Origin of the sequence: Salirhabdus salicampi, assembly GCF_024259515.1 — a bacterium.
GTDB classification, from domain to species: Bacteria; Bacillota; Bacilli; order Bacillales; family Alkalibacillaceae; genus Salirhabdus_A; species Salirhabdus_A salicampi.
Map to the genome: position 1 here is coordinate 995666 of NZ_JANBWE010000001.1, position 24592 is coordinate 1020257.

The following is a 24592-nucleotide window of genomic DNA, read 5'->3' on the forward strand; positions in this document are numbered from 1 at the left end:
CCCCTAACGTTGATCAAGTTGAAAGGTATTCACATTTTTCCATGAAATTAAGAAGAATAAACAACGATAAGATAAATGACATATAAACATGACAAGATGAGAATAAATAAAGTAATGATAACCAGTAATTTATTGGATGAACGAAACATTTGTTTATTTATCTGTTTTCGTTTTGTGAAGTAGCTATATAAAGCAAAACAAACAGTTAAAATACTTAAAAGCAAAGATGATAGTCCTATTAATAAAGCGATGATGTCTCCTAAACGTGAAGGATAAATATTCATTTGAAAATGATAAACAGAAGCGATAAAACCTACACCCATTGTAGCTATCGCTGTACGGAGCCATGCCAAAAAGGTTCTTTCATTAGCTAGATGTTCGCGACTATATCTCGCCTCGTCTACATCTTTATTCAAAGAAAATGCCTCCTTCTTCATTAGACGAATAAATATCATACCCAAAAATGTCTATAGCAATCATATTGACCACAAATTCTATGTATGATACATTTGTTTCGAATCCGAGATAATTTAAACGAAAATGAATAGTGTTGCAGTGTATAGGTAGAAGGACGCAAGTTTAAACCATATAAAATAAATCATTGGAGGGAAACTAATGAGTTTAAAGGGCATACATCATGTTACGGCTATTACAAGTAGCGCCGAGAAAAATTATGAATTTTTTACTTACGTTTTAGGGATGCGCCTCGTCAAGAAGACCGTTAACCAAGATGATATAGGAACTTACCACTTATTTTTTGCAGATGATAAAGGGAGTCCAGGTACGGATATGACATTTTTTGATTTTCCGGGTATACCGAAGGGCTCTCATGGCACAAATGAGATATTCAAAACCTCTCTTCGTGTACCAGATGATGCTGCTTTAGAGTACTGGGTGAAACGTTTTAATCGGTTACAGGTTAAACATTCTGGTATTAAAGAGCAGTTTGGTAAAAAAACACTATCATTTGTAGATTTTGATGATCAACAATACCAACTGGTATCTGATGAAAATAATGAAGGAGTTTCGTCGGGAACACCATGGCAAAAGGGTCCGATTCCGTTGGAATATGCTATAACAGGATTAGGCCCACTTTATGTACGTGTAGCAAACTTTGAGTATTTTAAAGAAATGATGGAGAAGGTACTCCAGTTTAAAGAAATTGATAAGGATGGGTCATTTCACTTATTTGAAGTGGGAGAAGGTGGGAATGGTGCACAAGTTGTAGTCGAACATAACGTTATGTTACCGGACGCACGCCAAGGGTACGGAACAGTTCATCATGCAGCTTTCCGTGTTGAAGATCGCTCGGTCTTAAACGAATGGGATAAGCGTATGAGGAGTTTTGGCTTTCAAACGTCCGGGTTTGTAGATCGTTTCTTTTTTGGCTCATTGTACTCACGTGTAGCTCCACAAATTTTGTTTGAATTTGCAACTGATGGTCCAGGCTTTATGGGGGATGAGCCCTATGAAACACTTGGTGAAAAGTTATCGTTACCACCGTTTTTAGAATCAAAGCGTGAACAAATTGAAAGCTATGTGCGACCGATTGATACAATTCGTAGTACAAAACCTATTGAAAAAGAATATGAATAAATAATCAAAAGATGCGTTTTTTTAAACGTATCTTTTTTTTATAAAAGTCGGGTAGGGAAATGATATTATGATATAATTCCCATAGAATAAATGTTCATGTTGTTAGATATTTTACTAATAGGAGTAAAGAATATGAGATTAATACGAGTTGACCATTGTGACACTGGTATGACACTTGGAAAAACAATATATAACGAAAGAGGATCTGTACTGTTAGCGCAAGGCACAGAACTCCATAAAGGATTATTGAAAAAATTAACACAACATGGTATACATACGATTTATATTGAAGATGATTTATCAGAAGGAATTGAAGTGATTGATTCAATCCCAATTGAACTTCGTAATGAAGCCGTTCAAGTGATTACAGAAGGATTAAATACCATTACTTCCACTACTTCTAATAAAAATAATTTACAAAATATGATGAAGTCAGGTCGAGTTGTACGTAGTATAAACAAAGTATTTAAAGATATATTAAGTTGTTTAAGGGAAAATCGTACGGCTATTAATTTATTAGCATCAACGAAAATTCATGATAACTACGTCTACTCCCATAGTGTAAATGTTGCCATTTACTCGTGCCAATTAGCATTGGAAAATGGATTGTTGTTAAAAAATATTGAAGAAATTGGTTTAGGAGCGATGTTACATGATGTTGGTAAGATGTACATTGACCCTAATATATTAAATAAACCGGGTAAGTTAACAATGGAAGAATATGAGGAAGTAAAAAAACATAGTGAGCTCGGCTATCAAACATTACGAAAAATTCATGAAATTCCTCTCCCAGTAGCCCACTGTGCACTACAACACCATGAAAGAATTGATGGTAAAGGATATCCACGGGGAATTATTGGGGAAGAAATTCATAATTATTCAAAGATTTTAAGCGTTGCTGATGTGTTCGATGCCGTAACAAGTCATCGTGTATACCGACCAGCAGTTTTACCACATAAGGCATTAGAGTTGTTATATAGTGGTTCAGGAACCCAGTTTGAAAGTAAACAAGTCCAACTATTCAAAGGGTGTATCGCCATTTACCCTGAAGGCCTTACTGTTAAACTGGATGATGGAAGGACAGGTATTGTTTCTAAATATAATTTTCATGCAGTAGGAAGGCCGCAAATACGTATCATTAAAAATGAAGAAGATAAAGAAGTCATTCCCTATGAGATTGATTTAGCAACAAACGAGAACTTATCTTTAGAAATTGTAGAAGCAGCTGCCTTGTTATAAAGAATTAATTGATCACAGGAGTTAACCACAAACATGTTATATTCAAATAGCAAAAGACTGAGTATAAGAGTACTCAGTCTTTTTTGAAACTGGCTTACCATTTCATCATATCCCCATGTGATTTGAAAACCTTAAATTCTTTAGAATTGAAAGTAGGACTGATCCCCCTTACCTAGCAACATAAACAATACCTCCCAATGATAGGACTACATGCAGCCATGAAACCATCGCAGGACTTAAGACATGATTTGAAAAGCATGGGAAAATTGTAATTAATGACAAGATGAATGTAATCCATTCCTTTTTGGAATTGTTGGATAAGATAAACATTTTTGTAGTGCTAAGGGCGTGAGTTGTTTTTAATGATTTTTCCTTAAGTCACATTACACGTTATCGTTTAGTAGTTAGTTCTCCTCATTTTTGAGTGAACCTGACTTTCAGGTCAATGTGTCACATACAATTTCAACGATATGATATCAAAGGAGGAGAACTATGGTTATGAAATTGCAACAAAAGGTAGTTTATAGTTTTGTGCTTTCTCTGTTTCTAATTGGTTCAATGTTTTTTATTACGGCCAATGCGGAAGGAGAACGTACAGAAAGGTACATTGTACAGTTTTATGGATTTGTCGATACACAAAAAGAAGTGCAACTATTATCCAACCAGTATGACATCAAAACAAACCATGTATATGAACATGCAGTAAAAGGTTTTTCGGCGCAATTATCTCCAGAAGTCGCCAGTCTGCTGCAAAACCTTCCAACCGTAAAATTAGTTGAAAAAGACCTCCAAGCACATACATTAAACCAAACATTACCAACAGGTGTAGACCGAATTAACGTAGAAAAGAATAACCTTGCCAACATTGATAACATCGATGATCGTGTTGATGTTGATATTGCCATACTTGATACAGGAATCGACGTAGATCATCCCGACTTAAATGTTTATGATGGGCGTAACTTTTCAACAGGGCCGAGTCACCGATATGATGACGGGAATGGTCATGGTACACATGTTGCCGGTACTGCTGCAGCCCTCGACAATGGCATTGGTGTGGTAGGTGTTGCACCTGGTGCTCGTTTATGGGCAGTACGTGTTTTAGATAACAACGGTTCTGGTTGGTTTTCAGATATCATTGCTGGTGTCGATTGGGTAACGGAAAATGCAGATGAAATCGAAGTGGCGAATATGAGTTTAGGCGGGCAAGGCTTGAATAGTACCCTCCGGACAGCGATTCAAAACTCTGTAGCTGCAGGTGTCTTTTATGCGGTTGCTGCCGGCAACGATTCAGATGATGTATATGGCGCTGATGGTGTTTTTGGAACATCAGATGATTACTTACCTGCTTCTTATCCAGAAGTAGCAACTATTTCCGCTTTAAGTGATACGGACGGTCAGCCTGGAGGAGATGGTTCTCTTTCAAGTTGGGGAACAGATGATAGAAATGGTGATGGTATACGGGATGGAGAAGACGATTCCTTTGCTTGGTTTAGTAACTATGCTAGAAATGTAGTAAAAGATAACCCTGTATCATCTTCCGGTGCTGCCATTGACTTATTATTACCAGGAGTAGATATTTATTCGACTGTACCAGGTGGCTATGATCATTATAGTGGAACAAGTATGGCATCACCTCATGCAGCTGGATTAGCAGCTTTACATTATGTATCAGAAGGAACTAGGGACCTTAATGGAGATGGAGTAAGAGATGAAAACGACGTCTATACAGCTAGACAATCATTAATAAACTTAGGTAAAACACAAGATGATAGTACCTACGGTCTAACATACTTTAATGATCCTGATTCAAATTGGGAAAACCTTGGCTGGGGTAATTTTTAAGAGATAATATTACTTAATTGCCAGTTTAGGAAGGGCTCGTCTTATGACGGGTCCTTCTTTGTGTCAATACAGTGAAGTTTGTCAATCATATACAAAAGGGGATTGATATATAATTGTTTTTGACGATGACATTCGTGTTGTAACTTGATCCTTATCTTTTTACCGGAGGTTATAAAAATGGATGTTTGTGAACTTTGTACTCGATCTGGTGTTGAGACAACTGTTCATCACCTGGTTCCTAAAGAAATGGGAGGTACCTTTGGTCCTACTACCAATTTAGTATACCATGCCATAAACAAATTCACGCTCTTTACACCAATCGGGAAATTGCTACACGCTTAACTACTGTAAATGACTTAAGAAATGATGAAAACATTGCCCGATTTATAAAATGGACACGAAAACAGCCTGCAAGCAAGGTTATGAAAATCAAAAAATCAAATGCCAGGAAACGAAAAGGGCGTTAATATATGTATCACTTGTCCCATTCATTCAATATGTGTTCTTTATTACTTGGATCCCTACGAAATTTACTGTAAACCCGATATGCTCTAATCGGATTAGCAAATTTCATTGGTGGAGTGTGAAATAGAAGGAATCCAAAGATAATAAAGAATAAATACTTATCCAGGCTTTCTCGCCCAGTTGAGAGAAGATAATTAGCAATGAGTATATAGATGACAACAAATATCAAACCAATTATGATCCGAAATATAAATGAAGGCATTGTTTCCACCTCGTGTTTGTATTCTGTATTAAATATGTTTCCACAAAGAAATATCCCATATCCTAAGTTTCATTCATAAGAATGAAATCAGTTCTATAGATATGTAAACATAGGTATTTAGTTGTAAAAAAGCACCATATTCACTAGATAATTACAGGTAATTAATGTAAAATTGTGTAGTGAATTAGGACTTTTTTAGGAGGGGGGAGTTTCAACTAATGCAAGTTACACAAGTGAATAATGCAATTATCCAAAGCATCAAACATATCATGATATTAACGGTTCAAATTCTATTGGCTCCGTTATGGATTGCAATAGGTATCATTGTAGGATGGAGACTATGTCACCCAAGGCGCTACCAAGTGAAGGGAACACCCAAAAAATATAACATGAATTATCATGATGTGTCTTTTATGAGCAATGACCAAAGTACCACCTTAAAGGGATGGTATATTAAATCAGACGCACCAAAAGCTACCATCATCTTTTCGCATGGGTATTTGGGTAATCGGACAAAATATCCGAATCGTTCCCTTGATCTAGCGAAATTTTATAGGAATAACGGATTTGATATCCTTATGTTTGATTATCGAAATTGTGGTGCATCGGAGGGAAACAAGTCAACTGTAGGCATACACGAACAAGATGATTTAATCGGGGCAATCGACTTTGTGAAAGAACATAATCCGCATACGAACATTGTATTAATCGGTTGGTCTACTGGTGGGTCATCTGCCATCATGGCAGCAAAGGAAAGAAATGTTGATGTAATTATTACGGATAGTGCATTTCATAACTTAGAGGATTATTTAATAGAGAACTTAACAAAATGGACAAAACTTCCGAGCTTTATCAATCCTTTTATCATGTTAACATTTCCTCTAGTTTGCAACGGCTTGCACCCGCGGATGAGTAAACCGATCCATGCGTTAAAACATATAGATTGTCCTATCTTTTTTATACATAGTGAGAAAGATTCAACAATTCCCCATAACTGTACAATGAAAATGTTCGATAAATATAATGGGATCAAAAAATTATGGATTACTAGAAAAGGTGACCACGTCAAAAATCATCTATCAAACCGAGAATATTGTAAGACAACATTGTCTTTCATAAACAAAGCCATTAAGAAATGAGCTTTAATTGCTAAATATGTACAATACAGCATATGGTAACGTAAAGGACAAGTTTTTGACAAAAATAGAAATAAATACGACGAAACTTTTCTGTTATAAATACCTTTTTTTGACAATTCATGAAAATAATGTGTGACAACCTTCTATATGAAAAATGATAGGAGGGATTTTATTTTGAGAAAAGTTTTATTTACGATTGTCGTAATGGCTCTTGCTCTCAGTCTTGTAGTGCCAGTATTTGCAGCTGGAAAACACCCAGGAACACCAGAAGAACAAACATACAAAAGCAATGGTTTTACTGATTATGAGCAACTGGGGAAGAAATTAGAAAAGATTGAAAAAAACAGTAAAGGTCTTGTTGAGGTAGAAGTTGTCGGGGAGTCAAATCAAGGTCGAGACATTTATCAAGCAAGAATTGGGAATGGTGATAAAGTAATCCTTGTACAAAGTGAAATTCATGGTAACGAAAAAACGGGTACAGAAGCATTATTAAATATTCTTCAACAGTTATCATCAAGTCAAAACGCTGAAGTTGAAGAGATTTTAGAAGAAGTAACATTGGTCATGTTACCAAAAATGAATCCAGACGCGTCTGAATTAGACCGTAGAGGAAATGATATGTCATGGGATGATGTAACTAAGAAGTTTCCACAATTAGAGGATGCTGTACCATCGTGGAACCACTATCATGCAGATGGTAGAGCAAAACTTCAAGGTGACGATTATACTAATCGACCAGGTTTTGATGTAAATCGAGATTTCAATCCTAACCTTGACTACACGCCTATGGCGGAAGATTTTCCGGGCCAGTCGTCTGAACCAGGTTGGTACATAACACCTGAAGCGCAAACAGTAAGAGATGTTTATAAATCATTATTAGATGAGTTTGGCAACGTTGATGTATTTATCGATTTGCATCATCAAGGATTGTACTACGTTGATGACGGTTCTGATGACCCTGTCACTTTATCGCTTTCTGGACAGTTTGTTCCACATCCGGAGAGTGAAGAAGGAGAAAAATATAATGAATATGCTGACAAATATGACTATGACTTTTCACGTCAATTAAATGTCGCCGCTTACAATGAATTACAACAAATGGGCAACTCTCCGTTTGACAATATAACATTATATAGACAAGGACTAGATTTACCAGGAACGGCATTAGGCTCATTTGCTTTAAATGGTAGTGGTACCGTGTTATTTGAAGTTACCGGTCAAACACATAGCATGGGTCAAAAGAAGAAAGGAATGCTTGTAAAAGGGGTAGAAACCGGTTTGATGGGAATCATTAAAGGTGTTGCAAGTGGAGCTGTCTACGACCTAAACCCAGAGGACTATGAAGATATCCCATTAACAAAATATCCATGGGAATTGTAACATGCTAAAAAGGAGTGCGATTGTGCACTCCTTTTATTTTGTAAGTGAAAATTGTGTCGTTACATATATTCCTGTTAAAATGGCTAAAGAAGAAATACATACACGAAAGGTGTTTACATGAATACATACATCGTTGTAGGAGCGGGAATTCTTGGGGCATCAACTGCGTATCATCTAGCAAAACGAGGAGCGCGTGTTACATTAATAGACCGAAATGACTCCGGACAAGCTACAAAAGCCGGTGCAGGAATTATTTGCCCTTGGTTAACGAACCGGAGCAACAAGCCGTGGTATCGCCTTGTAACTGAGGGTGCTAAATTTTATCCGAAACTAGTCGAGGAACTTGAGGCTGTTGGAGAAACAGAAACAGGGTATTCTCAAGTAGGTGCTATTAATATATTTTCAGGAGAAGACCGTTTACATAAAAAGGTGGAACTTGCAAAGGAGCGACAGAAAAGCACTCCAGAAATGGGGGAAGTGACAAAGCTTTCTGTAAAGGAAACGAAGGAACTTTTCCCATTGCTATCGGATGACTATGCGTCCGTACATATTAGTGGGGGGGCCCGTGTGAACGGAAGTGAGATATGCTATGCCCTTATTCGTAGTGCGAAAAAGTATGGAGCTTCCATAGTATACGGAAATGCTTCATTAATGAAGGAAAAAGACACCATTACTGGTGTTTACGTCAATAATCAGAAGTATTTTGCTGACCGCGTGATCGTGACTGGTGGAGCATGGGCTAAAGAGTTGGTTGAGCCACTTGGCGTAAAATTTAACGTTACTTCTCAAAAAGCTCAAATCGTTCACCTGCAAGTCCCGAACACTGATACGAGTAAGTGGCCGGTTGTTATGCCTCCATATAATCAATACATGCTGACGTTCAAAAATGGACGCGTTGTCGTAGGAACTACATATGAAGATAATGTTCATTTTGATGATGAAGTGACAGCCCATGGGATTCACACGATTTTGGATAAAGCGCTACGTGTAGCTCCCGGGATAGCTAATACCACTTATTTGGAAACAAAAGTCGGCTTTCGTCCTTATACACCGAACTCATTACCTGTTTTAGGTTCCATACCTCGATTCGAAGGACTTATCGTAGCAAATGGTCTTGGTGCTTCTGGTTTAACGAGTGGCCCATATATTGGAGATCAACTTGCTAAATTAGCACTAGGTGAGGAAACACATATTGATTTTAAAGATTACGATGTAAGAAATGCTATTAGACTTGAATAAAGTAAGCTGGGAGAGCGTTCATTCGGTGCTCTCCCTTTGTTATTCTTCTATTATATGGTGTGCATGCTCAGGGCCGAGAAAAACTTCTCGAATAGAAGTAGAAGGATTATACCAGTTTTGAACTTTCCCTTGCCAAAACTGAATCATCGGCCCCATTAATAATGTGGCAATTACAGTTCCTAAACCAACTGGTCCCTTTAACAAGGTAGCTATACCGAATACTACAACTGCCAACGCGGTTTGTGATTTCCGCACACTCCATTGAAATTTCTCGCTTATTGATAAAAACAGTTGATCTATTGGGGCTTTTGAGAAGCCTGGTAAAATGTAAACCGCTACCCCTAAACCTAATAACGTTATTCCTAGTAGAAAAACAGATAGCTTTGTTAATAGTGTAGCATTGTGCAAATACAATGAATGAAATACAACTTCTAACCAGAAATCAAAAATGACTGCTTCTAATATTAAGGGGATAACTGCACCCCAATCGGGTCGAATTCCTAGTAATTGAGCATTTACGAAAATAAAGAATACTTGGAATGCTCCATACCAAAATCCGACAGTCATTCCCATGACATCGGATATACTCACAAAAAACGCGGACCAAACGCCTGCACCTAAAGCTGACTTTACGATTAACGTTACACCTAAAAAATTTATAAACATCCCAATAAGATACAAGAAAATACGGTATAAAAACAATGGTGAATACCTCCAAAAAATTCCGTCCGTAAAATATAACACGTAAAAAAAGAACGAAAAAAGAGGGAATATAAAGGAAAAATGAGATATAGTGATATATTTTAAATTATATCGTAATTTTGAGTGATAATGATGAATTTTGCTAGAAAACGATAGATAATTAATCGTTTTCAATGTCTTTTTTTATGAAAGATTGGCAGATTTCATAGAAGATGTTATATTATACTAAAGTTACAAATATATATATATAAAACACTAGGGGAGTCTTTCAATAAAGACTGAGACGAATTATTCGGACCCTTCGAACCTGATCTGGTTAGTGCCAGCGTAGGGAAGTGGAATGTTTAGGAAATGTTATAACATAACCCTAATTACAAACCACCCATACGCATGGGTGGTTTTTTTGTTTAGGAGGTCTAAGGTGAAAAAAAGGGAACTACATGTTGTAACGACAGGAACACAAGATGATCAACAACTGATAGATATTATAAAGAAAATACACCCGTATGTTGATTACATTCATTTAAGAGAGAAGCATAGGTCGGCTAAAGAAATATATGACTTAATAAACCAACTTTTAAATCAACGAATTCCATTATCAAAACTAATGATTAATGACCGTGTAGATCTTGCACAAGTGTTGGGAGTGAAGGGGGTGCAGCTGCCCAATCATGCTCTTCCAGTTCGTAAAGTAAAAGAATCATTTCCTGAATTACGTATCGGAGCTTCTGTTCACTCAACTGATGAAGCAAGGATAGCTGAGGAGGAAGGAGCTGATTTTCTCTTGTATGGCCACATTTTTCCCACGAACTGTAAGCGAAACCTTCCTCCAAAAGGAGTGAAAAATTTGCAGTATATGACTAGCACTGTTTCGAAACCTGTTATGGCTATTGGGGGGATTAAGCCAGATGATGTGAAAGCGGTATTAGATTGTGGAGCTGCTGGTATCGCTGTAATGTCAAAGGTATTTTTGGCTAATGATCCACTGGATGCAGTACAGCATTATAAAAGAGAAATTGTTAATTGGGAGGGATGGGAGAGTGGGAAATAAGTATGATGCCATTGTAGTAGGTGGGGGAGTGATTGGTGCTGCGGTAGCCTACTATCTATCAAAGGAAAGGAAGCGTGTATTATTAGTAGAACAAAATCGATTAGCAACTAAAGCATCTAGTGCTGCTGCGGGTATGTTAGCTGCACATTCAGAGTTAAAGCATAATGATCCGATTTTCCCGTTAGCTAAGGAAAGTAGACAAATGTTCTCGAGTTTAGCGAAAGAGATTAAGGAATGTAGTGGCATCGATATTGAGTTAATTGAAAAAGGTATGTTGAAAGTTGCATTATCAGATGAAGAAAAGGTTGAATTTAAACGGCAGGTCCTTATCCAACAACAAAATGGAGAACAAATTCATTGGTTAGACAAACGAGAAACGATAGCTAAAGAGCCAAACCTCTCGACAGATATAAAGGGAGCTATATTTATCGAAAAAGACAACCAAGTTTCTGCCCCGGCATTAGCATATGGTTTAGCAAAATCTGCAGCCTATCTTGGTGCTGAGATTAAAGAGCATTGTAGTGTTTATTCCTTTCATGTAACGGATAACACTGTCACTGGTGTTCAGACGAGTGAAGGGGATTATTATAGTGATTACGTTATTGCTGCTGGAGGGCCTTGGACTCAACAATTACTTATGGGAACAGGGTTGGAAATGAAAACGTCTCCAGTAAAAGGTGAATGTTTTTCAGTTATAACTCATCAACCTTTATTATCTTCCACTGTATTTACGAGTGGCTGCTACATCGTTCCGAAAAAGGGTGGGCGTACAATTGTTGGTGCAACTGTAAAACCAAACACGTTTAGTGAATCTGTTTCTTATGCTGGTGTTGAACAATTAATGGATAAAGCGAGGAAGTTAATTCCTTGTATTATAAATGCTGAATGGGAAAAGGCATGGGCTGGTATTCGTCCCAAAACAAATGATGGACTACCTTACATTGGCACTCATCCAACTATTCAAAATTTACTAGTTGCAACAGGTCATTATCGAAACGGCATTTTACTATCTCCGATAACAGGAGTAATCATAACTGATTTGATAACAGGAAGAATCCCAAAAGTTGATGTTCAAGGTGTTTCACCTTCACGCACAATGGTAGAGACACACTAAATAAAGGAGGTGATGATGTTGATTATACAGGTAAATGGCGACCAACTCGAAATACCTGCAGACGTGAATAATGTTTATCGTTTGTTAGAGCATTTTGATGTTGAGGGAAAGGTTACCATCATTGAAGTGAATGGAAGAATTATAGAAAAGGCGAATTATGAGGAACAACAACTTAAGGATCATGACCAAATTGAAATATTACATTTTGTCGGAGGAGGATAATCATGCTGAAAATTGGACCATATGAATTTCAATCTAGACTTTTATTAGGAACAGGTAAATATCCGAATTTTCGTGTTCAAAAGGAAGCAGTAGATGTTTCGGAAGCGGAAATTTTAACGTTTTCTGTAAGACGTATGAATATTTTTGCATCTCATCAACCAAACTTTTTAGAACAACTAGATATCGAAAAGTATACGTTATTACCGAATACAGCTGGAGCAAAGACTGCCGAAGAAGCCGTTCGTACAGCGAAATTGGCGAAGGCATCAGGACTGTGCGATATGGTAAAAGTTGAAGTCATTGGATGTGAAAAAACACTCCTTCCTGATCCAGTAGAAACATTGAAAGCATCCGAAGAGTTATTGAAAGAAGGTTTTATTGTATTGCCTTATACCTCAGATGATGTGTTATTAGCAAAGAGATTAGAAGATCTCGGCTGCCACGCTATCATGCCAGGTGCATCGCCAATAGGCTCAGGGCAAGGAATAATTAACCCATTAAATTTACGTTTTATTATCGAACAGGCCAATGTCCCCGTCATTGTAGATGCTGGTATTGGTGCACCTTCTGATGCAACAAAGGCTATGGAATTAGGAGCTGATGGAGTGTTATTAAATACAGCCGTTTCGAATGCGTCCGATCCTGTTAAAATGGCAGAAGCTATGAAGTTAGCCATTACAGCAGGCAGACTTGGATACGAAGCAGGTCGAATACCAAAAAAACATTATGGAACGGCTAGTAGCCCAATGGAAGGAATGAGCACGATTTGACCAATCGATATTCTCGTCAAGAGCGATTTACTCCTATTGGTGAAGATGGACAACAGGAGATTCAAAATAAAACAGTGCTCATTGTCGGTGCAGGAGCGCTAGGAACAGGAAGTGCAGAAGCATTAGTTCGTGCAGGTACTGGTAAGGTAATAATTGCTGATAGGGATTACGTAGAGTGGAGTAATCTACAGCGACAGCAATTGTATTGCGAGGAGGACGCGAAGCAAAAAATGCCGAAGGCTATAGCAGCCCAACAACGCCTGGAACAAGTTAATTCTGACGTTCATATTGAATCACTTGTGATGGATATTACAGTCGAAGAAATGGAACAACTGGTTTCGGAAGTTGATATCATTATTGATGCGACTGATAATTTTGATATTCGTATGATTATCAATGACATTTCACAAAAATACCGAATTCCATGGATTTATGGAGCTTGTGTAGGTAGTTATGGAATTAGCTATACAATACTACCAGGTGAAACTCCTTGTTTACAGTGTTTACTAGATTCAATGCCGTTTGAGGGGGCTACGTGTGATACGGTTGGAATAATTAGCCCTGCTGTACAAATGGTTGTATCCTACCAAGTTACGGAAGCGTTAAAAATTCTAATAGGGGATACGAAGGCTTTACGTCGAAAGCTTATTTCGTTTGATTTATGGAAAAATCAACAATCGGGTGTACAAGTAGATAAACTAAAAAAAGATAGTTGTTCTTCGTGTGGTTCGAATCGAACGTATCCCTTCCTAACATATGAGAATCAAATGAAGACTGCAGTTTTATGTGGAAGAGATACCGTGCAAATACGTCCAGCAAAAAAGAGAACGCGCACTTTATCTGAATTAGCAAAAACGTTAACAAAGTTAGACGAAGAAACACAATATAATTCACATCTACTGTCATGTACAATAGAAGATTACCGAATCGTCGTGTTTCAAGATGGACGTACATTAGTACATGGAACAAATAACATCAGTGAAGCAAAATCGATATATCATCGTTATATTGGATAATCATAAATGTTCATTATTATAATTGTGGGGTACTACATATCACGACTGTTATTGGTAAAAAGACTTAAAAGGTGGGCTGGAAATCCAGCTCACCTTTTATTAGATTAATATACTTTATCTCCATTAAAAATTGAGTTTTTCACAACGACATAATCAACGTTGCGGATTGCATCCAATCTTTTGCCACCAGCATATGAAATAGAAGATTGAAGATCTTGCTCCATTTCTGTCAAAGTATCCTTTAAAGAACCTTTGTGTTCAACGTACATTTTTTTGCCCTCAACATTTTTCTTTTCACCTTTTTGGAACTCGGATGCCGAACCGAAGTACTCCTTATACAGTTTCCCATCCTTTTCGATCGTTTCCCCGGGAGACTCTTCATGACCTGCAAATAGTGAACCAATCATCACCATTGTAGCTCCAAAGCGTATGGACTTTGCGATGTCGCCGTGTGTACGAATACCCCCATCTGCTATAATCGGTTTGCTTGCAGCCTTTGCACACCAACGTAAAGCAGCTAGTTGCCACCCTCCGGTACCAAATCCTGTTTTAATTTTTGTTATACATACTTTTCCTGGTCCAATACCAACTTTTGTGGCATCTGCACCTGCATTTTCTAGTTCTCGAACTGCTTCTGGAGTTCCTACATTCCCTGCAATAACAAAGCTTTCAGGTAGATGCTTCTTAATATGCTGAATCATTTGAATTACTGCATTTGAATGTCCATGAGCTATATCGATCGTAATAAATTCAGGCACAAGTTTTTCGGAAGCTAATTGTTCTACAAATGCATACTCCTCTTCCTTTACCCCTACACTTATTGAAGAAATTAGATTTCGTGCCCTCATATCCTTAATAAAGTTTATACGGGTCTCTGGTTGAAAACGGTGCATTACATAAAAGTAACCGTTTTCGGCTAAAAACATAGCTATATTTTCATCAATAATGGTTTGCATATTGGCAGGTACAACCGGCAATTTAAATGTATAACCACCGAGTTCTACAGTTGTATCACATTCTGAGCGACTATTGACAACACACTTAGCCGGAATTAATTGAATATCCTCATAATCAAACACATTTTCCATGGTTAGCACCCCTAAACACGAATATTTATTAATCAATTGTAATTATTGTTCGTACATATGTAATTTACATGATATATCATCAGATGTCAAAGGATTTACGATATTGCTAACTATTTATTATAAAAAAACTAAAAATGGACTAACGCATGGACCCGGCCTCTTTATTCATAAGATGTTTACTTCGTGTTATGATCGTTCACCTTACATACACACATATAAAATGGGAAAGTTAACGGTGACAATAGAAATGAGGAGGTATTTCGGTGTTTATACAAAAGCATGAATTGAAAAAAGACGGGGATGTATATGATATTATTCTTTACATAAAGCCGAACGAAGGCTTAGAGGAATTTTCCGAAGAATTAGGGAAAATATCTGAGTCTACAGGGAAAGACATTGACAAAATAGCAATAGGATATGTGAAACAAAGGTTTTCTAATTTACGAGTTAGAGGGATAAAAATTATGATGGGTGGAGTTTTAATTTCTTCAGTACTTATCGGAGGAGGAATGGGTCCAATTTTTGCTGAAGAGGATGCTACAGAACAACCCCCGACAGAGACAGTCTCTGAGGATGAAGCCACTTCACCAGAGAGTACTCCAGATGAAACTACAACCGATCCTGCAGAGGAAGATGTTACTGATGAAACGATAGTTGAGGAGACAGAAGATGAAGTTACTGAATCTCCAGGACTTCTCCCAGATAACTTCTTTTATTTTGTTAAAGTGGCTACTGAAAAGATTCAGCTTGCTCTCACTTTTGATGACGTAAAACAAGCGCAATTATTGGCTGAATTCGCCGAGAAAAGAGTTGCAGAAGCAAATGCGCTAATTGAGAAAGGGAATACTGAACTTGCAGCAGAAAGTTTAGCGAAAGCATTAGAAAGTCAAGAGTTAGCTTTGGATTATAGTGACCGGGCTACAGATGAAAAAGTAGCAGACAGTCCAACTTCAGATGTAAAAAGATCTTTAGAAGATAAAATCACGAAAAATACGTCAGCACTTTTACTAGCCATGGAGAAAGTTGAAAATCCAAAAGCGAGAGAGGCTTTAGCTAAAAACGTAGAAAAGTCGTTTGAACGTATGTCAAAAAAATTAAATAAAATTAATGAATTACAAGAGAAAATTGATAAGAAAAAAGCAAATGGTAACGATGAGGACATTGAGGACCTAGAGGATGACTTACAGGAATTAGAAGAAGAAATTGATGAAGATCAAGAAGAGTTCGAGGAAGAAATGAATGAAGTAAAAGAAAAAGAAAACGAACATGTAAAGAATGAAAAGAAAAACAAAAGTAATGCCAAAAAAGAAGGGAAGGAAGAGAGAGCTTCAGGTGAGAAAAAAGGAAAGGAAAAGGGCGAGAAGAAAAACGAGCGTAAAAAGGAAGAAGAGAAAGAACGAGAATATGAAAAAGAAGAACAACATGAAGAGGAAGAAGAGCACGAAGAGGACGATGGTTAATGGGAAAAGTGTATCTTATGGATACGCTTTTTCATAATACATTTAATTTGAGTAACATAAAAATTGCTAGTAAAATAAAAAAATAGGGAGGGATTCGATGCTATTAACAAAAATGAAGGATATTACTTTACCTAATCTTGAAGGGGAACAAGTATCTATTAATGATTATAAAGGAAAAAACACACTAATTTTTATGTGGGCTTCTTGGTGACGTTGTCGTGAACAACTGCCAGGATGGCAGAAAATTTATGACAAATATAAAGACGAAGAATTTGAAATTTTATCTGTTTCAGTTGATATACAAGGAGCTGAAGTAGCAAAACCTTATGCTGAAAACCAGTCATTTACAACGGTTATAGATTCTGAAAACGTATTCGCAAATTTATTTGGCTTTAAAATTGTACCGAATGCTATTTTTATTGATAAAGAAGGGACAATAAGGTTAATTAAACAAGGCTTCCACGTTACGAACGAAGAACATGTTCAGGCTGTTAAACAATTAATTCGTGGTGATGTAGAAAAAGTTACATTCGATGACCAATATTATGAACCGAAAACAGATGTAAGTGAAATCGAAAAACAGCTTTCTGAAACGAAGTTTAAACTAGGCATGGAATATGCCAAAAATGGACAAAAAGAAAAAGCATTAAAAGAATTAGACGAGGCTCTCCTGTTAGATACTAACAACTTTTTAATTAGAAAACAGCGTTGGTACATCCGATATCCGGAAAAGTTTTCCCCGACTATCGATACGGAATGGCAGCAAAAACAACTACAAAAGGAAAGAGCGGAGGAGGAGGCCCTAAAAGGAGACCTTGTCTGCGGACCTGATGGATGTGTAATACCTGGAACGACAAAAAACACTATACCTAAATAACCGAGAGCCTTCACATATTATGTGAAGGTTCTTTATCTTATTAGATAGAGTCAATCCGAAATATTTTCTCTTATATTTTCTTTATGAACAGATACTACAATTATAGATAGGTCTTTGAATATAATATTAAAGTCAATTTAATATAAGGAGATAGTTAACATGTGTTTAATAACATTTGCGTATAAAGCACATAAAAAATACAACTTAATAGTTGCGGCGAACAGAGATGAATTTTATGAAAGACCGACTGCTCCAGCGCAGTATTGGGATGACGCACCACATATACTTGCAGGGAGAGATTTGCACAGAATGGGAACGTGGATGGGCGTAACGAAACAAGGTAAATTTGCAGCGCTTACAAATTATCGGAACGGGGAGGAGAAACAAGCAACCAAACGGTCGAGAGGAGAATTGGTGAAGGACTTTTTAATGGATGATGAGACTCCTGTTTCATATTTAGAAAAAGTCCAAATGCGAAAGGGACAATATCCGGGTTTTAACTTACTCGTTGGAGATCATAACGGTCTTTATTATTACTCCAATATTAATGATACCATTTATACTTTAGAACCAGGAATTTATGGTCTGAGCAATCATTTTATTAACAGTCCTTGGCCAAAAGTTATAAAAGGGAAAAAAGGACTGGAAAGATGCTTAAAATGTTCAAACAGTGTCATGGAAGATTGTTTATTTTCTAGTCTTCAACGTGCCGAATCCCCTCCTGATGAACAATTACCACAAACCGGTATACCGTTAGAGTGGGAGCGTAAACTATCACCTATATTTATTAAAACCGATACCTATGGAACAAGAGCTTCAACATTATTATTTATAACGGATAAACAAATTCAGTTTACCGAAAGAACGTTTGAAGGTGAGAAGTACAAAGACCGAAACTTTACTTTTTACATAAATGAGACTTGATGTTTAGTTTGAAATTGTTTTATGAGGGAGTGCAAAATTCTATGAAGTTAAAGACGAAGATAAAGTCCAAATTCATTATAACCCTTTCTAAATATTTTCCTAATTTTTATAAAAATGTAACAGTTACCAGCGTAAAAAAGCATGAATCAATAAGAGTATCACCTTTAATGAAACCTTTAGAAGAGTGCAAAATAGCACTTATTTCTACAGCTGGTGTTCATAAAAAAGACGACAAACCATTTGATATTGATAATCCGAAAGGGGACCATTCAATTAGGACAATACCTAGTGACGCTACAGAGAACGAATTATCTGTGACACACATTTATTACGATACGAAGTATGCAAAAATTGACTCTTCCATTGTATTCCCAATTAAACAACTTCAACAGTTAAGAAAAGATGGAATTATTGGATCATTAGCAGAACGAAACATCGGTTTAAATGGAGGTATTTTAGATACTCATCTTGTTGAAAAGGAGTCAATACCTAAAGTTACTCAAATATTAAAAGAGGATCAAGTGGACGCGACCCTTTTGCTTCCTGGCTGAGGTGCATGTCATCATGTGCTCGGGCTGTATGCCCGAGCTTTAGAGCAAGAAGGAATTTCTACTGCTATGATTACTTTACTTCCAGAGGTTACCGACAAGGTTGGTGTACCTAGATCATTACACGTTCCCTTTCAACTAGGAAAACCTTGTGGTGAGCCGTTTGATAGCAGTACAAGAAGATCAGTTCTTCTACAATTACTGAACCTTTTAAAGCATCCATCTAAAAATGTTTCGAAATATAGGATTGAATGATCATTGTCTTAAGAGGGGAAGAGTGCAACAACGGAAAGAACCACCTGACTTAATAATTTCAGTTATATCTACTTCAATCACATCGAATCCTTTTTCACGTAATTGTTGATTTACATTTTTATTAACAGGTAAACTAAATATTTGATTATTTCCAATACAAAGCACATTAGTTCCCAATGTAAACTGTTCTTCTTTTGTTACCTTGATTAATTCATAACGGGAACTAAATAAATCAATATCTTCTTGCGTAAGCGCTTCTGGGTATATAATAGCCACCTCAGGAGAGACAACATTAAAGACACAATCTAAATGTAAATATTTTTCCTTAAATGGTATAGCTTTAACTTTAAATTTTGGCAATAAGGTTTGTAGGTGGTCTACCGCAGCTTGGTTTGTACGATTACTTAACCCAACATATATCGTATCTTGGTCAATAATTACATCGCCGCCCTCAATCTTATCCCCAATTAAATTATAATAAGGTAACTCTTCATCTTCTAACCATTGCCTCAATACATCCTCTTCACCTTTACGTACCTTATGACCCATCTCAGCTACAAAAGTTGTTTGTCCTAATGTGAAACCGATATCCCGTGTAAATACCTGTTCAGGGAACTTCTTATGATATGGTAACAGAATGGTTTCTACATTACGGTTATTCAATTCCTTTACAAAAGCTCGATGTTGATCTAAAGCTTTTTCAATATGAATCCCTTCATCCTTAAATTTTTTTTGCGTGTCATTGATAACCTCACGAATCGTCATGTATTGCGGTTGACAAAGGATTACTCGTTTTAATACGCCATACTCACTATAAACTACAGTTTTTGACTTGTATTGGCTTTCCATTTATATCTCCTCCTATACTACACTTCATTTAGTATTTACTATGATGTACAAATTAGTATAAAAAGGTGAGAAGAACTGTATGATATACATACATAAGTTTGAAGGTTTCATACATTTTATGGCAAACCACGGTAAATTAGCTAATGATATAGGGAAACATTTAATGAGAAATTATACAGACGTAAAGGAAAACGATCCAATAATGATGCAGTTAATAAAGGATTTTATTGGTCGTGTAAAGAGAGAACAGTCGCTAAAGACTGTGATATTAATTTGAGAATGAGAACATCTTGTCCTGTTTGTTTATCCCTAACTACTGTTACATGTATGAGACAATCTTATATAAACATATAATTATGTATCACAGTTAGGGGAGGGGATTCTCTTTTTAAAGGGTATTGATATACAGTTAGTTTCCTTTGTGGGTGTTTCTATAATGAAAGAATACTGGCTGTATTATGGTCTCCCTCGTATTTCTATTGGCAGTTAAAAGATAGTGTTTGATTAACACATAATTCATCTCAAGTAATGACATATAAAATGAAACGCCCCTAGAGTAAAGGGGCGTTTCATTTTATATGTTATCGTTAACAGCTTCCTCCTATACCAGGAAGAGCCTTTATTTCAATTCCGTGTGGTGAGTGACCTACTTTAATGTCTTCTGTAATATTTAATGTTTCCATGTCTATTACACTCACTTTATTTGTAGCTCCTAATGTTACATAAGCCTTCGTCTCTTTACGATTAAAGGATATATGCTTTGCACCTGGCAATTCCTCAATAGTTTGAACAACTTCATTCGTTTCTAAGTTTACAATTTCCACTTGGTTACTTTCTTGTTCTGTAATGACGGCTACCGTTTCGTTTTCAGAAATGACGAAGTCTGTTGCGTTTCCATTTAAAGGTACAGTAGATATTTCCTCAAAAGTTACTGTGTCATAAATTTCTAACTGATTAGATCCGCTAGCTGCAACATACAATCTTGAACCATCTTCATTAAGTCTAAGCACTCTTGGTACTTTCCCGGTTTTCATTGTATGAGTAACTGTCTCGTTTTCTATATCAATGACAAACACTTTCCCATTCTCATGGTCAGTAACAAAAAGATTTTTATTACCAAGCGCTATATAATTTGATTTGGCGCCATCACCTAAATCAATTTTACTCACTACCTCTTCTGTTTTTATATCAATCACTTCTACATATTGGTCCCCAACAGTAGTCACATATAATGTCTGGTTATTTTTGCTAAGTGCTAATCCATGTGGTAGAGGCCCTACTTCGATTTCTTTTTCCTGTTCCAACGTTTGAGTATTAATAATCCCAATAGTACTGCTATTTTGATTGGCTACATATGCTGTTCGCATTGTACTATCAAATACAATGTTTGTTGGCTTTTCACTAGTCTTAATTGTACCTACTGGTTGACTTTCTTGTATATCAATAATCGTAATTTGATTATCAGTTTCACTTGGTACGTAAAATTGAACCTTCGTTAACTTTCCAGCTTCTTCTCTTAAAGCGGCTTCGTCCTTTGAAATCATTGCACAACCTGTTAAAATAAAGGCGATAAATCCTAGTAGGATACTTTTATATTTAAGCATTTCACAATTCCTCCATAATTTTTAGTATTAATTCCTTGTAATCTTATCGGAATAAGAGTAGTATGTTTTTGTAACAAAAACTATAATACATCTTAGGGAGGAAGTAAAGTTGAATAAACTAGGAGTTTTGCTTTCTATTATTTTATCAATCTCATTAATTGCATGTTCTCAACAAGAAACAAGTAAAGAGGGCGATTCAAACAATAATAAAGAAGAAACAACTTATCCCAATGCTGAGTTGTTAGTAGATACAGAGTGGGTAGTTGAGAATTTAAATGATGAAAATGTACATTTTGTAGATATGCGCGCAGAAGGTTATGAAGGTGGACATATTCCAGGTGCAGCAAACATTACTTGGCCAGAAATTGCTGATCCAGACAATGAATTTGATGGCGTCTTGTTACCACCTGAAGGTTTCGCAACAAAAATGCAGGAAATCGGAATTAATGTGAATGATACGATTGTCATTTATGATGACGGTTCAAGTTTAAGTGCAGCACGCTTGTTTTATGCACTAGAGTATTACGGACATCAAGATGTTAAAATTTATAATGGTGGATTCACAGCATGGTTACATTCAGGAAATGATGTCTCCACAGAAACTCCGGAAATTGTAGTAGGGGATTTCGAACCAACGGCAAACGAAGATTTAGCTTGTGATATTGGTGGTATAAAAGAAGCAATTGAAGATGAAAACATAGTTATTCTTGATACGAGATCTGAGGGAGAGTACAATGGTGAAGATGTTCGTGCTGAGCGTGGAGGGCACGTTCCGAATGCTGTTCATATAGAATGGAGTGAAGCCATTACGGAAGTGGATGGTGTACCTACCTTCAAATCTTTCGAAGATTTAACGGAGTTATATGAAAGTAAAGGTGTAACTAAGGATAAAACCGTTATCCCTTATTGCCAAACTAACGTGCGAGGTGCTCACACGTACTTCACATTAAGGCTTTTAGGTTATGATTCTATTATGCCGTATGAAGGTTCTTGGGCTGAGTATGGGAATACTCCAGAAGCAAAAATTGAAAAGTAGGTGATGAAATGGCTTACGAAAACGAAGGTGTCATACAAATTGATGTAGATGAATTAAAAGAAGCTTTACGTGACGATGAAACGATCGTCATTGATATTCGTGAACATGAAGAATATGTGGCTGGGCACATTCCTGGTCTACCTCTCATTCCAATGAGTGAAATTGTAGACGTAGTTGATGAGTTCGAAAAGGACCGTTCCTATGTATTAGTGTGCAGAAGCGGACGAAGAAGCCATGAGACGTCGAAATTCTTCCAAATGAATGGTATTAAAAATGTGAAAAATTACGCTGGTGGAATGCTCGTATGGGACGGAGAGATTGCAGTAGGCGAAGAAAATATTGTGAAGGAAGTAAAAGAGATTTATTGAGGAGGAATCATAATGGCTTTAACAAAAGAAGAATTATCAGTTATTGAACCAGACCATTTAGTGGACGGAATTGGAGAAGTTTGTCCACATACTTTAAATATTGCTTTAAAGGCTTTGAAGAAAGCAAAACCTGGTGAGGTAGTCGTAGAAGTCACAGATCATTCTATAGCTACAAAAACAATTCCAGCTGCTGTGAAAATGAATAAAATTGCAGAAGTGCTCGGAATTGTTTCTGAAAACGGCGAGTATAAAATATACTTGAAAAAGCTGTAACAGCGGAGGATTAGATCAACATGTTCTTTATAATAGATATGTTTATTCTTGCTAGTATTTTTGGTTTTTTGTATGGCTTTCTACTTCAAAAAGCAGATTTCTGTTTTACAGCCTCAATAAGAGACTGGATTAGCGTTCGAGATAGTCGAATCGGGAAAGGGGTTCTCGTTCTTATTGCTACGGCTTTAGTCGGTTGGGGACTCGTACTCACGTTAGGGCTTGCTACTGTTGAAAAACTATGGACCGTTCCCGTTGGATTTTCTAATTTAATTGGTGGAGTTTTATTCGGAATTGGCATGACAATTGCAGGTAGCTGTGCTTCCGGTGCCTTATATCGTGCTGGTATGGGATATATCCAGTTTTGGATTGTCATTGCTTGTATGATGATAGGAAATATATTATTTGCGTTTATTTATAACCCATGGGCACAAAGTGCAATAGAGCCACTTTTAGTAACAGATCAAGGATATAGCTTATATCAATTAAACTTGCCATTTTTGCTACTTCCTTTATTAATTGTTGGTATAATGCTTTTGCTTGCTGTACGACAATTCGGTTGGAAAGGCATTGCCAGTGGAATAAAAGACTCCATACAAGATGTAAAAGGAAATCCTTTTACAAAGAGTCATTGGGATATTAGATTCGTTGCTGTTCTCATAGGTATCATTGCAACAGTTCAATTCGTAGTCATGTCTTCTTTAAGTATTACAGGTCCAGAAACACGTATAGCAAGTGTGCTGTTATCCTTCGTTTTTGGCGAAGACTTTATCTTACAAAATACGTATTTAAATGGAATGTTTGCTGATTTTCCGGTGATTGGAATTGGACCAGAAGAAACACTTATTATCTTCATGATTTTTGGTGCCTTTGTTTCAGCACTATTAAGTAAAAGTTTCAAAATCCGTAAACCTAAAGCTTCTAGATTACCATATGCTATTGGAGGCGGATTACTTATGGGCGTTGCATCCAGAATCGCACCAGGATGTAACATTGCGAATATCATCCCCGGAGTTGGAGGGATGTCACTAAGTAGTATTATTGTCATCTTTGGAATGGTTATTGGAGTCTTTATTGCAACAGCCTACATTTTTAAAATGCCTTTGTTATTATTCCAAAAAATGGATTTTGACTTTGATGAGAATATGTAAAAATTATTTAAACCTGATTCTGTGTATACAGAATTCAGGTTTTTTTGTTATCGACGGTTAAAAATGATGGAAGTGGACGATACTGTAATTGACACAATTTAAAACTTAGAAAGGGGAGTAAG

General features: G+C 36.7%; 25 protein-coding genes, 3 pseudogenes and 1 riboswitch. Of the genes and pseudogenes, 23 read left to right on the plus strand and 5 right to left on the minus strand.

The window, feature by feature from the left end; all coding sequences use genetic code 11:
• Positions 1-47: 47 nt before the first annotated feature.
• Entirely contained in the window at positions 48-416 is a 369-nt protein-coding gene (locus NLW78_RS05275; protein ID WP_254495935.1) for a YidH family protein, read from the minus strand.
• Between the two features lie 199 nt (positions 417-615).
• Here NLW78_RS05275 and NLW78_RS05280 point away from each other — a divergent pair, with 199 nt between their 5' ends.
• From NLW78_RS05280 to NLW78_RS05310, 7 genes and pseudogenes are all read left to right on the plus strand, one after another.
• Entirely contained in the window at positions 616-1596 is a 981-nt protein-coding gene (locus NLW78_RS05280) for a ring-cleaving dioxygenase (protein ID WP_254495936.1), read from the plus strand.
• 132 nt (positions 1597-1728) lie between these two features.
• On the plus strand, positions 1729-2835 hold the full coding sequence (locus tag NLW78_RS05285; protein ID WP_254495937.1) for an HD-GYP domain-containing protein: 1107 nt from the start codon (positions 1729-1731) through the stop codon (positions 2833-2835).
• Between the two features lie 498 nt (positions 2836-3333).
• Complete coding sequence (locus NLW78_RS05290; RefSeq protein ID WP_302328419.1) at positions 3334-4680, plus strand: S8 family peptidase; 1347 nt, start codon at positions 3334-3336, stop codon at positions 4678-4680.
• Between the two features lie 177 nt (positions 4681-4857).
• A pseudogene (gene hlpB / locus NLW78_RS05295) lies at positions 4858-5147 on the plus strand (HNH nuclease-like protein HlpB).
• A 478-nt stretch (positions 5148-5625) separates the two neighbouring features.
• The gene (locus NLW78_RS05300; protein ID WP_254495938.1) at positions 5626-6546 is read left to right on the plus strand and encodes an alpha/beta hydrolase; all 921 of its coding nucleotides are present in this window, start codon (positions 5626-5628) and stop codon (positions 6544-6546) included.
• 204 nt (positions 6547-6750) lie between these two features.
• A complete protein-coding gene (locus NLW78_RS05305; RefSeq protein WP_437181949.1) occupies positions 6751-7926 on the plus strand; it encodes a M14 family zinc carboxypeptidase in 1176 nt (391 codons plus the stop codon).
• 117 nt (positions 7927-8043) lie between these two features.
• Positions 8044-9165, plus strand: a complete 1122-nt coding sequence (locus tag NLW78_RS05310; protein ID WP_254495939.1) for an NAD(P)/FAD-dependent oxidoreductase — start codon at positions 8044-8046, stop codon at positions 9163-9165.
• 39 nt (positions 9166-9204) lie between these two features.
• Here the strand turns inward: NLW78_RS05310 and NLW78_RS05315 are convergent, their stop codons facing one another.
• A complete protein-coding gene (locus tag NLW78_RS05315) occupies positions 9205-9867 on the minus strand; it encodes a YczE/YyaS/YitT family protein (RefSeq protein WP_254495940.1) in 663 nt (220 codons plus the stop codon).
• A gap of 247 nt (positions 9868-10114) precedes the next feature.
• A riboswitch (TPP riboswitch) is annotated at positions 10115-10218 on the plus strand.
• Between the two features lie 70 nt (positions 10219-10288).
• On the opposite strand from NLW78_RS05315, the gene tenI reads away from it, so the two are divergent.
• The 5 genes from tenI to NLW78_RS05340 are packed head-to-tail and all read left to right on the plus strand — an operon-like array spanning position 10289 to position 14040.
• A complete protein-coding gene (tenI, locus tag NLW78_RS05320; RefSeq protein ID WP_254495941.1) occupies positions 10289-10918 on the plus strand; it encodes a thiazole tautomerase TenI in 630 nt (209 codons plus the stop codon).
• On the plus strand, positions 10908-12032 hold the full coding sequence (thiO, locus tag NLW78_RS05325) for a glycine oxidase ThiO (protein WP_254495942.1): 1125 nt from the start codon (positions 10908-10910) through the stop codon (positions 12030-12032). Before tenI ends, thiO begins: the two co-directional genes overlap by 11 nt.
• A 15-nt stretch (positions 12033-12047) precedes the next feature.
• Positions 12048-12254 carry a sulfur carrier protein ThiS gene (gene thiS / locus NLW78_RS05330; protein WP_254495943.1) on the plus strand — a complete coding sequence of 69 codons (207 nt, stop codon included), beginning with the start codon at positions 12048-12050 and terminating at the stop codon, positions 12252-12254.
• A 2-nt stretch (positions 12255-12256) separates the two neighbouring features.
• Positions 12257-13024, plus strand: a complete 768-nt coding sequence (locus tag NLW78_RS05335) for a thiazole synthase (protein WP_254495944.1) — start codon at positions 12257-12259, stop codon at positions 13022-13024.
• Positions 13021-14040 carry a thiazole biosynthesis adenylyltransferase ThiF gene (locus NLW78_RS05340; protein ID WP_254495945.1) on the plus strand — a complete coding sequence of 340 codons (1020 nt, stop codon included), beginning with the start codon at positions 13021-13023 and terminating at the stop codon, positions 14038-14040. The genes NLW78_RS05335 and NLW78_RS05340 overlap by 4 nt, the downstream gene beginning before the upstream one ends.
• A gap of 104 nt (positions 14041-14144) precedes the next feature.
• Here NLW78_RS05340 and guaC read toward each other — a convergent pair whose 3' ends face one another.
• Positions 14145-15128: a GMP reductase gene (gene guaC, locus NLW78_RS05345; RefSeq protein WP_254495946.1), complete on the minus strand. Its 984-nt coding sequence runs from the start codon at positions 15126-15128 to the stop codon at positions 14145-14147.
• A 509-nt stretch (positions 15129-15637) separates the two neighbouring features.
• On the opposite strand from guaC, the pseudogene NLW78_RS15705 reads away from it, so the two are divergent.
• The 6 genes and pseudogenes from NLW78_RS15705 to NLW78_RS05375 all read left to right on the plus strand — a co-directional run.
• A pseudogene (locus NLW78_RS15705) lies at positions 15638-16084 on the plus strand (DUF5667 domain-containing protein); the annotation flags it as partial.
• Between the two features lie 616 nt (positions 16085-16700).
• Positions 16701-17021, plus strand: a pseudogene (locus tag NLW78_RS05355) (TlpA disulfide reductase family protein); the annotation flags it as partial.
• A 177-nt stretch (positions 17022-17198) separates the two neighbouring features.
• Positions 17199-17465 (plus strand): hypothetical protein, encoded by a 267-nt coding sequence (locus tag NLW78_RS05360; protein ID WP_254496100.1) that lies wholly within the window; start codon positions 17199-17201, stop codon positions 17463-17465.
• A gap of 159 nt (positions 17466-17624) precedes the next feature.
• Positions 17625-18389, plus strand: coding sequence for an NRDE family protein (locus NLW78_RS05365; protein ID WP_254495948.1), 765 nt, complete (start codon positions 17625-17627; stop codon positions 18387-18389).
• Between the two features lie 41 nt (positions 18390-18430).
• A complete protein-coding gene (locus tag NLW78_RS05370; protein ID WP_302328422.1) occupies positions 18431-18940 on the plus strand; it encodes a glycine/sarcosine/betaine reductase selenoprotein B family protein in 510 nt (169 codons plus the stop codon).
• Positions 18941-18955: 15 nt separating this feature from the next.
• Positions 18956-19192: a hypothetical protein gene (locus NLW78_RS05375; RefSeq protein WP_254495950.1), complete on the plus strand. Its 237-nt coding sequence runs from the start codon at positions 18956-18958 to the stop codon at positions 19190-19192.
• On the opposite strand, the gene NLW78_RS05380 is transcribed toward NLW78_RS05375, so the two are convergent.
• Positions 19193-20041 (minus strand): dimethylarginine dimethylaminohydrolase family protein, encoded by an 849-nt coding sequence (locus NLW78_RS05380; RefSeq protein ID WP_254495951.1) that lies wholly within the window; start codon positions 20039-20041, stop codon positions 19193-19195. It abuts the gene before it with no gap.
• Between the two features lie 79 nt (positions 20042-20120).
• On the opposite strand from NLW78_RS05380, the gene NLW78_RS05385 reads away from it, so the two are divergent.
• On the plus strand, positions 20121-20318 hold the full coding sequence (locus NLW78_RS05385; RefSeq protein ID WP_254495952.1) for a hypothetical protein: 198 nt from the start codon (positions 20121-20123) through the stop codon (positions 20316-20318).
• A gap of 310 nt (positions 20319-20628) precedes the next feature.
• Here the strand turns inward: NLW78_RS05385 and NLW78_RS05390 are convergent, their stop codons facing one another.
• A complete protein-coding gene (locus tag NLW78_RS05390) occupies positions 20629-21645 on the minus strand; it encodes a YVTN family beta-propeller repeat protein (protein WP_254495953.1) in 1017 nt (338 codons plus the stop codon).
• 109 nt (positions 21646-21754) lie between these two features.
• Between NLW78_RS05390 and NLW78_RS05395 the strand changes: the two genes are divergently transcribed.
• Genes NLW78_RS05395 through NLW78_RS05410 form a run of 4 tightly spaced genes read left to right on the plus strand, consistent with a single transcriptional unit; the run spans position 21755 to position 24470 of the window.
• Positions 21755-22681, plus strand: coding sequence for a sulfurtransferase (locus NLW78_RS05395; RefSeq protein WP_254495954.1), 927 nt, complete (start codon positions 21755-21757; stop codon positions 22679-22681).
• Between the two features lie 8 nt (positions 22682-22689).
• Positions 22690-23049 (plus strand): rhodanese-like domain-containing protein, encoded by a 360-nt coding sequence (locus NLW78_RS05400; RefSeq protein WP_254495955.1) that lies wholly within the window; start codon positions 22690-22692, stop codon positions 23047-23049.
• A 12-nt stretch (positions 23050-23061) separates the two neighbouring features.
• The gene (locus tag NLW78_RS05405) at positions 23062-23322 is read left to right on the plus strand and encodes a sulfurtransferase TusA family protein (protein WP_254495956.1); all 261 of its coding nucleotides are present in this window, start codon (positions 23062-23064) and stop codon (positions 23320-23322) included.
• 20 nt (positions 23323-23342) lie between these two features.
• Positions 23343-24470: a YeeE/YedE family protein gene (locus tag NLW78_RS05410; protein WP_254495957.1), complete on the plus strand. Its 1128-nt coding sequence runs from the start codon at positions 23343-23345 to the stop codon at positions 24468-24470.
• The last annotated feature ends 122 nt before the right edge of the window (positions 24471-24592 follow it).

What these genes read in the sequence shown, in the direction of transcription:
- NLW78_RS05305 (WP_437181949.1), top strand. Translation starts at nt 6,751, where the DNA reads ATGGCTCTTGCTCTCAGTCTTGTAGTGCCAGTATTTGCAGCTGGAAAA.
- NLW78_RS05290 (WP_302328419.1), top strand. Translation starts at nt 3,334, where the DNA reads ATGAAATTGCAACAAAAGGTAGTTTATAGTTTTGTGCTTTCTCTGTTT.
- thiS (WP_254495943.1), top strand. Translation starts at nt 12,048, where the DNA reads ATGTTGATTATACAGGTAAATGGCGACCAACTCGAAATACCTGCAGAC.
- NLW78_RS05280 (WP_254495936.1), top strand. Translation starts at nt 616, where the DNA reads ATGAGTTTAAAGGGCATACATCATGTTACGGCTATTACAAGTAGCGCC.
- NLW78_RS05310 (WP_254495939.1), top strand. Translation starts at nt 8,044, where the DNA reads ATGAATACATACATCGTTGTAGGAGCGGGAATTCTTGGGGCATCAACT.
- NLW78_RS05405 (WP_254495956.1), top strand. Translation starts at nt 23,062, where the DNA reads ATGGCTTTAACAAAAGAAGAATTATCAGTTATTGAACCAGACCATTTA.
- NLW78_RS05385 (WP_254495952.1), top strand. Translation starts at nt 20,121, where the DNA reads ATGATATACATACATAAGTTTGAAGGTTTCATACATTTTATGGCAAAC.
- NLW78_RS05365 (WP_254495948.1), top strand. Translation starts at nt 17,625, where the DNA reads ATGTGTTTAATAACATTTGCGTATAAAGCACATAAAAAATACAACTTA.
- NLW78_RS05400 (WP_254495955.1), top strand. Translation starts at nt 22,690, where the DNA reads ATGGCTTACGAAAACGAAGGTGTCATACAAATTGATGTAGATGAATTA.
- NLW78_RS05360 (WP_254496100.1), top strand. Translation starts at nt 17,199, where the DNA reads ATGGAATATGCCAAAAATGGACAAAAAGAAAAAGCATTAAAAGAATTA.
- guaC (WP_254495946.1), bottom strand. Translation starts at nt 15,128, where the DNA reads ATGGAAAATGTGTTTGATTATGAGGATATTCAATTAATTCCGGCTAAG.
- NLW78_RS05380 (WP_254495951.1), bottom strand. Translation starts at nt 20,041, where the DNA reads ATGGAAAGCCAATACAAGTCAAAAACTGTAGTTTATAGTGAGTATGGC.
- NLW78_RS05300 (WP_254495938.1), top strand. Translation starts at nt 5,626, where the DNA reads ATGCAAGTTACACAAGTGAATAATGCAATTATCCAAAGCATCAAACAT.
- NLW78_RS05335 (WP_254495944.1), top strand. Translation starts at nt 12,257, where the DNA reads ATGCTGAAAATTGGACCATATGAATTTCAATCTAGACTTTTATTAGGA.
- NLW78_RS05285 (WP_254495937.1), top strand. Translation starts at nt 1,729, where the DNA reads ATGAGATTAATACGAGTTGACCATTGTGACACTGGTATGACACTTGGA.
- NLW78_RS05390 (WP_254495953.1), bottom strand. Translation starts at nt 21,645, where the DNA reads ATGCTTAAATATAAAAGTATCCTACTAGGATTTATCGCCTTTATTTTA.
- NLW78_RS05370 (WP_302328422.1), top strand. Translation starts at nt 18,431, where the DNA reads ATGAAGTTAAAGACGAAGATAAAGTCCAAATTCATTATAACCCTTTCT.
- NLW78_RS05410 (WP_254495957.1), top strand. Translation starts at nt 23,343, where the DNA reads ATGTTCTTTATAATAGATATGTTTATTCTTGCTAGTATTTTTGGTTTT.